The following is a 3499-nucleotide window of genomic DNA, read 5'->3' as shown; positions in this document are numbered from 1 at the left end:
AGGCCCAGCAGCACCAGGGCGGTGAGGCGTTCCGGGTCGACCTTGATGCCGCTGACGTCACAGCCTTCGCGGGCCAGGGACTCCAGCAGGAAACGCCCCATGTGGTCGTCCCCTACCCGGCTCAACATCGCCGACTTGAGCCCCAGCCGCGCAGTGCCGAACGCGATGTTGGCGGAGGAACCGCCGAGGTACTTGGCGAAGCTCGAGACATCCTCCAGCCGTGCACCCACTTGTTGTGCGTAAAGGTCGACGCCCAGGCGTCCCAGGCAAATCAGATCCAATTGACGCCCACTGGCAAAACGAGTCTGGCCCATGCTGGCTCCTGTTATTTTTATCAGCCTGCGTATGCCGTCGCGGTGGCGGCATACGCTCTTGGTGCAAGCAGACTAGAACGTCTGGTGACGCCAATCAATATTTATTCTATAAATATTTTTTGTGGAATATATTTTCCAATACGCCATCATCGGTATGTTCCAGCCGCAGTGCATCGTTTCAGCTGCACCGTGGGGCGGGATGCCGAGGTATTTTTTTGCGCCTACGCTGTAGACTTGCGCACATCGACTTATTGTCAGGGGCGCCTCGACGCGCCCTATAAGAACAAGCCAGAAGGATTCCCTATGTCCCAGAGCGCCCCGGAAGACGCACTCGCCAGCCCGCCGCTGAACGCCGAGCGGTTGTTGCAGCTGATCACCGATGAATACGAGAGCCTGCCGCGCCAGCTCAAGCGCATCGCCAGCTACATGAGCCAGCAGAGCGACCGGATCATGGTCGACCGCATCAGCGACATCGCCCGTGAATGCGAAGTGCACCCGTCGGCCATCGTGCGGTTTTCCCAGCGTTTCGGGTTCAGTGGTTTCAGTGAAATGCAGGCGCTGTTCCGCGAGGCCTACACCCACAAGACCACGCCGGTGCAGAACTACCAGCAACGCATCCGCAGCATGATCGCCAACAAGTCGCAGAAAGCCAGCGGCGGCGACCTGGCGCGTGAGTGCGTGAATGCCACCCTCTCCGGGATCGAGCGCCTGGGGCTGGAACTGGATGACGCAGCCTTCGACAAGGCCGTGGACCTGGTGGTGAATGCCGACAATATCTACGTGGTGGGCGTGCGCCGCTCGTTCGCCGTGGCGGACTACCTGGTGTACAACCTGCAGCACACCAACAAGCGCATCCATCTGGTCTCGGGGTTGGGCGGCAGCTATCGTGAGCAGATGCGCAGTGTGCGGGCCAACGACCTGGTGATTGCCATCAGCTTTACGCCGTACGGCAAGGAAACCCAGCACTGCCTGCGGATTGCCCAGCACCATCAGGCCAAGACCCTGATCATTACCGACAGCAACCTGTCGCCCCTGGCCAAGCGGGCGAGCACGGTGTTGCTGGTGAATGAAGGCTCGTCGTTTGCGTTCAGGTCACTGAGTGCGACGCTGTGCCTGTGCCAGGCGTTGTTCATTGCCGTGGCGTATCGGCTGGAATTGAAGGTCGATGAGATTCATGAGCAGGTGGGATTCGACGACTGACTGCGACCGTTCAGCCACCAAAGATCAAATGTGGGAGCGGGCTTGCTCGCGAATGCGGTCTGTTAGTCAACATCTCAATCGACTGTTCCGCCGCATTCGCGAGCAAGCCCGCTCCCACATTTTTGACCGCGTTCACTCAGGCTTAGCGCAGTGCCCGGCGCAGCACCTTGCCCACCGTCGTCTTGGGCAACTCCTGCGTACGAAACTCCACAAACCGCGGCACCTTGTACCCCGTCAAATATTCCCGGCAATGCGCCAGAATCTGCTCCTGGGTCAAACTTGGGTCCTTGCGCACCACGATGATTTTGACCCTCTCGCCGGTCACCCCATCCTCAACCCCGATCGCCGCCACTTCCGCCACGCCCGGATGCAACGCCACCACGTCTTCGATCTCGTTGGGGTACACGTTGAACCCGGACACCAGGATCATGTCTTTCTTGCGGTCCACCAGGCGGATGAAGCCCTGCTCATTCATCACCCCGATGTCCCCGGTAGACAGCCACCCTTCGGCATCCAGCACCTCGGCGGTTTCCGCCGGGCGTTTCCAGTAACCCTGCATCACCTGCGGGCCGCGTACTTGCAGTTCGCCCTGCTCGCCCAGTTCCGCCAACTCACCGTCCTCACGAATGAACCGCACCCAGGTCGACGGCAACGGCACACCGATGCTGCCAGTGAATTCCATCTCGCGCATGCGTGAGATGTCGATGGGGCTGATGCTCACCACCGGCGAACATTCAGTGAGGCCGTAGCCTTCGATGATCGGCAAGCCGGTGACTTCCTTCCAGCGCTTGGCCACAGCGGTATGGGTGGCCATGCCGCCGGCGATCACCATGCGCAAATCGGAAAAATCCCGGGCGCAGAATTCCTTGTTTTCCAGCAGGCCGTTGAACAGCGTATTCACCCCGGCAATCCCGTTGAAACGCTCCTTGCGCAGGATCATCTGCACCCGCTTCACATCCCGTGGGTTGGCGATCAGGATGTTGCGCCCGCCCAGGCACATGAACATCAGGCAGTTCACCGTCAGGGAAAAGATGTGGTACAGCGGCAGCAGGGTGACGTTGGTTTCCTGCTGGTTCTGATCAAGCTGATCACCGACCCACGCCTTGGCCTGCAACAGGTTGGCGATGATGTTGCGGTGGCTGAGCATGACGCCCTTGGCATCGCCGGTAGTGCCGCCGGTGTATTGCAGGAAGGCCAGGTCTTCGCGGTTCATCGGCACGGCGAGATGGGTTTGCCCGCGTCCCTGTTTCAACACCTGGTTGAAACGCACGGCCCCCGGCAGGTTGAAACGCGGCACCTGCTTCTGCACGCTGCGCAGGATGAAGTTCATCGCCGCGCCCTTGAAGGTGCCGAGCAGGTCACCGATGGCCGCGATCACCACACGTTTGACGGTACTGGCGGCCACCACCTTCTCCAGGGTGTGGGCGAAGTTTTCGAAGATCACCAGGGTCTCTGCGCCACTGTCCTTGAGCAAATGCTGCAGCTCCCGGGCGGTGTACAGCGGGTTGACGTTGACCACCACCGCACCCGCGAGAATCGTGCCCAGCAGGCAGATCGGGTACTGCAAGCAGTTGGGCATCATCAGCGCCACCCGGTCGCCCTTCTTCACACCCTGGGCTTGCAGCCACGCAGCAAAGGCGATGCCCTGCACCTCCCAGTCGGCGTAGGTCATTTCGGTGCCGATGCTGACGTAGGCCACGCGGTCGCGGAATTTGTGCAGGTGCTCCAGGAACACCTCGCGCAACGACGGGTAATCCTCGATGCCGGCGTCGATGTCTGCCGGTACGCCGGGCAGGTAAGCGTTCAACCAGAGGCGTTCGGTCTGTTCCAGGCTTACAGCGTTCATGGCAGTCTCCTTGTTGTTTTTATGGTGGGAACTACTTTTCGACGATAGCGGTAATGCCCAACCCACCCGCCGCGCAGATCGAAATCAGGCCGCGGCCGCCGCCACGCTGGTGGATCGCCTTGGCCAGTGCCGCGAGTTG

Annotated in this window: 4 protein-coding genes; 1 reads left to right on the top strand and 3 read right to left on the bottom strand. The window is 60.6% G+C overall.

Features of this window, described 5'->3' with window-relative positions:
- A partial coding sequence (locus HX846_RS24255; RefSeq protein WP_256739872.1) for a PfkB family carbohydrate kinase occupies positions 1 to 314 on the bottom strand: 314 nt, incomplete at its 3' end.
- 303 nt (positions 315 to 617) lie between these two features.
- Between HX846_RS24255 and HX846_RS24250 the strand changes: the two genes are divergently transcribed.
- A complete protein-coding gene (locus tag HX846_RS24250) occupies positions 618 to 1514 on the top strand; it encodes a MurR/RpiR family transcriptional regulator (RefSeq protein WP_003214679.1) in 897 nt (298 codons plus the stop codon).
- 142 nt (positions 1515 to 1656) lie between these two features.
- Here the strand turns inward: HX846_RS24250 and HX846_RS24245 are convergent, their stop codons facing one another.
- Entirely contained in the window at positions 1657 to 3360 is a 1704-nt protein-coding gene (locus HX846_RS24245) for an AMP-binding protein (protein ID WP_008437152.1), read from the bottom strand.
- A 31-nt stretch (positions 3361 to 3391) separates the two neighbouring features.
- Positions 3392 to 3499: hypothetical protein (locus tag HX846_RS24240; RefSeq protein ID WP_178966236.1), on the bottom strand; the 108-nt coding region annotated here is incomplete at its 5' end.

The organism is Pseudomonas sp. K5002, assembly GCF_013386655.1.
Classification (GTDB): domain Bacteria; phylum Pseudomonadota; class Gammaproteobacteria; order Pseudomonadales; family Pseudomonadaceae; genus Aquipseudomonas.
Note: the sequence above shows the minus strand (reverse complement) of the source record. Positions and strands in the feature narration are given on the sequence as shown.

What these genes read in the sequence shown, in the direction of transcription:
- HX846_RS24250 (WP_003214679.1), top strand. Translation starts at nt 618, where the DNA reads ATGTCCCAGAGCGCCCCGGAAGACGCACTCGCCAGCCCGCCGCTGAAC.
- HX846_RS24245 (WP_008437152.1), bottom strand. Translation starts at nt 3,360, where the DNA reads ATGAACGCTGTAAGCCTGGAACAGACCGAACGCCTCTGGTTGAACGCT.